This window comes from Flectobacillus sp. (assembly GCF_049240685.1).
GTDB lineage: Bacteria > Bacteroidota > Bacteroidia > Cytophagales > Spirosomataceae > Flectobacillus.
Window position 1 is genome coordinate 1 of sequence record NZ_JBMLSD010000285.1, and the last position, 4,415, is coordinate 4,415.

The window sequence follows — 4,415 nt, forward strand, 5'->3', positions numbered from 1 at the left end:
TCGCAAAATAAAGTTTAAGATTGTGCTTTAAGCTTTCATGTATCGGCTTTCGGCGGTGGGCTATGGGAAAAATGCTTGTCCGTGGTCGTTAAAAATATTTTAGCACTCTTTGCCTTGTGCCTGTTGCCTTGTTCCGAAAACACAAAACTTAAATATAATTCTGCATGATTACTTAAAGTTATGAATGATGAGCACAGCGTTAGTACTGTACGAAGGATTGTAAAAACTGTTTATTTCGGATATCGGATGTTGGATTTCGGAAGTATAATCTTCTATATTTTGCAAAAAACAAAGGTATTTTACTTTATTTCCGAAATCAGAAATCCCAAATCTGCAATAGTTTGAAATCATTCGTACAGCCCTAGCACAGAGTATTAAGATTCCATAATTGATTCCTAGAGAATTTGTTTTCGAGAAAACATTTACTCCTTGTGGCAACATCATTGAATAATAAAAAGCTTAAATTTTCCTAAAATTTCAAAAATGAAACCTTGGGGTTGAACTAAAACCGTAAAAAGGCTATTTTACTATCATGTCAAATCAGTACATGCTCGGACCTAATCTTTAGAAATAGTACAATTCTACAAAAGTCTGACATAATGGCAGGATTGACAAGAAAAATCCGTAAATTTGTAGATTCAAACGAATTAGAGGGGCTATAATCAAAATGGTTTTAGTAGCCCCACTTCCATTTCGAATCATATTATTCTTAATCAAAAGATGAGAAGTTTAGAAATACTCAAAGACGAAGACAAAGAAGCGTTGGAAGTAGCCCGCATTACGGTGGATGAAACTGGCAAAGAAAGTAAGAAGAAATTATACATCGAAAGCTACGGCTGTCAGATGAATTTTTCGGATAGTGAAATCGTAACCTCGATTTTGCAAGAACAGGGTTATGCCACCACAAGCCAATACGAAGAGGCAGATGTAATTTTACTAAATACTTGTGCGATTCGTGAAAATGCAGAGCAAAAAGTAAGAAATCGTCTGAAAAGCTTTACACCTCTCAAAAAGAAAAAACCTCAAGTAGTTGTGGGAGTATTGGGATGTATGGCTGAGCGTTTGAAAACGAAATTTTTGGAAGAAGAAAAAATCGTTGACGTAGTAGCTGGGCCAGATTCATATCGTGATTTACCCAACCTTTTCAGTGAGGTTGACGAAGGTCAAAAAGCTATCAATGTATTCCTCTCTCGTGATGAGACTTACGCCGACATTACCCCTGTCCGTTTGAATTCAAACGGTGTTACAGCCTTTGTAAGTATCATGCGTGGTTGCGACAATATGTGCTCGTTCTGTGTAGTGCCTTTCACAAGAGGGCGTGAGCGCTCGCGTGATGTGTATTCTATCTTGAAGGAATGTCAAGAACTTTATGATAATGGCTTCAAAGAGGTAACCTTGTTAGGACAAAATGTGGATTCTTACAAATGGGCTTCGGAAGATGGAACCGAAACCGTCAACTTTGCACAGCTTTTAGAAAGAGTAGCCTTGATTAGTCCAGAACTCCGTATTCGTTTCTCGACTTCTCACCCTAAAGATATTACCGATGAAGTTTTGCATACTATGAAAAAGTATGAAAACATCTGTAATTATATTCACTTGCCTGCTCAGTCAGGAAATACCAGAATATTGAAGCTCATGAATCGTACTTACGACCGTGAGTGGTATTTGAATAGAATCGATGCAATCCGTGCAATTTTGGGCGAAGAATGTGGTATTTCGCATGACCTAATCGCAGGTTTCTGTACCGAAACTGAAGATGAGCATAAAGATACTTTGAGCCTGATGGAATATGTAAAATATGACTACGGTTATATGTTTGCTTATTCGGAAAGACCAGGGACTCCTGCGGCAAAAAAGTTGGAAGACGATATTCCAGAAGACGTGAAAAAACGTCGTTTAAATGAAATCATCGCCCTCCAACAACAACACTCTTTGGAGAGAAATCAAATGTCAATCGGTAAGGTTCAGAAAGTATTGGTAGAAGGTTTCTCAAAACGTTCAGATGATTTTTTACAAGGACGCAACGACCAAAATAAGGTAGTGGTTTTCCCTAAACTCAACTTCCAAAAAGGTGACTATGTAAACGTTCTTATCAAAGAATGTACAGCCGCAACCCTCATTGGAGAAGCAGTGGTTTAGAAAATTGTGAATGTTGAATGAGTGAATTGTGAATAATGGTGTTAAATATTGTTTGTAACAACACCTCATTCACCATTCACTCACTCACAATTCTTTGATTCAATCAACCTATCCAAATCCCATAAATGTATGACTAATTCCGAATTACAATCCATCAAAGCCCGATTTGGTATAATTGGCAATTCCCCCGCCTTGAACCATGCCATCGAAGTAGCTGCACAGGTTGCTCCTACCGACATGACCGTGCTGATTACAGGCGAAAGTGGTTCGGGAAAGGAATCATTCTCAAAAATTATACATAATGTTTCGGCACGAAAACACGGTCAGTTTATTGCGGTAAACTGCGGTGCAATACCCGAAGGAACGATTGATTCAGAATTATTTGGTCACGAAAAAGGTGCCTTTACGGGTGCAGTAGATGCTCGAAAAGGCTATTTTGAAGTGACCGATGGCGGTACCATTTTCTTGGACGAAATTGCCGAAATGCCTCTTGGTACTCAAGCTCGCTTGTTACGTGTACTCGAAAATGGAGAATTTATCAAAGTGGGTTCTTCCAAAGTACAGCGTACCAATGTTAGAGTTGTAGCGGCCACAAACATCAATTTGATGCAGGCTGTAGAGCGTGGCAAATTCCGTGAGGATTTGTATTACCGTCTAAACACAGTTCCGATTTTTGTACCTCCGCTACGCGACCGTGGTTTAGATATTGAATTACTTTTTAGAAAATTTACCACCGACTTTGCTGAAAAGTACCGCATCAAGCCTATACAACTGACTCAAGATGCTCAGAATCTTTTGTTATCTCAAAGGTTTCCGGGCAATATTCGCCAATTAAAAAACTTGGCTGATCAAATATCAATTCTTGAGGTGGACGAGCGAATCGTCGATGCCAATAAATTGAGCCATTACCTTCAAATGAACAGCGGTCAGCAAGTGGGCAATGGACTTGTTCGCAAAGATTTTGAAGCGCAAAATAAGGATAACTTCAACGAACGAGAATTACTTTACAAAATCCTCTTTGATATGCGTCGCGACGTGACCGAGCTTAAAAAGATGTTTTTGGAAGTATTAAAAAATAATGGTGAAATGACTGGCGATATCCTGAAAGGTCATGAAACCTTATTTCAAGGTTTGGAGGGTGAGAGCATTCCTACTAATTATGGCAATAACTATCAGGCACCAGAAATGAACCCGAATAGAATTTTGCCTCCAAGTACACCAAATTTCGAACAACCCAATTATCAGAGTGTTAGTGTTTCGCCTAATGACAATGAATTAAAAATCATTTCGCTAGACGATAACAATAATGCCAACGATGTTTACGATATAACTCATGTAGCCGAAGAGGTATCTTTATCGCTCGAAAAACAAGAAAAAGATATGATTATTCGAGCTTTAAGAAAAAATAAAAATAAACGTAAATACGCAGCACAAGACTTGGGTATTTCTGAAAGAACGCTTTATCGCAAAATTAAGCAATATGACATCGAAGAAGAATAGGCTCAGTAAGATTTCTGGAATTTTACTTTTGCTAGGTATATCAAGTATGTTACAAGCTTGCTATACTTTTAGGGGGGCTAGTTTAGACCCAAATTTGAAAACCATTCAAATTCAAAACTTTACTGCCCAAGCAGCAGGTGGACCAACCAACCTTACCCTAATTTTCAATGAAAAAATGAAAGAATATTTTCAAAGAAATACTTCATTGAAAATGGCCAATATCAACCCCGATTTGATGTTTGAAGGGAGTATAACAGGTTATGATGTGGAGGCTAAAGCAACAAGTTCATCCGATAAAGGGGGCTTAAACCGCCTCACGATTAGGGTACAGGTAAAATTTACTAACGCCAAAGATGAAAATAAAAACTTTGACCAAGAGTTTTCATTTTACCAAGATTTCCCACAAAATCAAACGGTAGCAGCAGTAGAGAAAGAGTTGATTCCCAAAATCTTTGACCAAATCGTATTAGATATTTTCAACAAAACCGCTGGAGAGTGGTAGAAGTTTTTGAGAGATGAGTTTTGAGTTGTGAATGATGAGTTAGTCGTGTACCAAGGATTTTATTTTGTTCAAAAGCTTTCTTGTCATTAGCATTAATTTTATTTAAGTAAAAGGAAAGATTAAATTAATAGTATATCTGAAGGAAAATTTGACTATACCCTTTTGATTATAAATATCTTAAAATAACTGATAACCTGTTAACTAATAACGTTTTCCTACTTAAAAAACAAAACTTAGATATTCGCACACTACAGACTTGGCATTCACAACTCAA

The 4,415-nt window shown here is 37.5% G+C and carries 3 protein-coding genes; all 3 read left to right on the forward strand.

What is annotated here, in order from left to right; genetic code table 11:
• The first annotated feature begins 720 nt into the window (after positions 1-720).
• The 3 genes from miaB (at position 721) to ACOVQ4_RS13015 (ending at position 4,141) form a co-directional block, all read left to right on the forward strand.
• Positions 721-2,139, forward strand: a complete 1,419-nt coding sequence (miaB, locus tag ACOVQ4_RS13005) for a tRNA (N6-isopentenyl adenosine(37)-C2)-methylthiotransferase MiaB (RefSeq protein ID WP_421821068.1) — start codon at positions 721-723, stop codon at positions 2,137-2,139.
• Positions 2,140-2,268: 129 nt separating this feature from the next.
• The gene (locus ACOVQ4_RS13010) at positions 2,269-3,639 is read left to right on the forward strand and encodes a sigma 54-interacting transcriptional regulator (RefSeq protein ID WP_421821069.1); all 1,371 of its coding nucleotides are present in this window, start codon (positions 2,269-2,271) and stop codon (positions 3,637-3,639) included.
• Between the two features lie 94 nt (positions 3,640-3,733).
• The gene (locus ACOVQ4_RS13015) at positions 3,734-4,141 is read left to right on the forward strand and encodes an LptE family protein (RefSeq protein ID WP_421821070.1); all 408 of its coding nucleotides are present in this window, start codon (positions 3,734-3,736) and stop codon (positions 4,139-4,141) included.
• Positions 4,142-4,415: the final 274 nt, after the last annotated feature.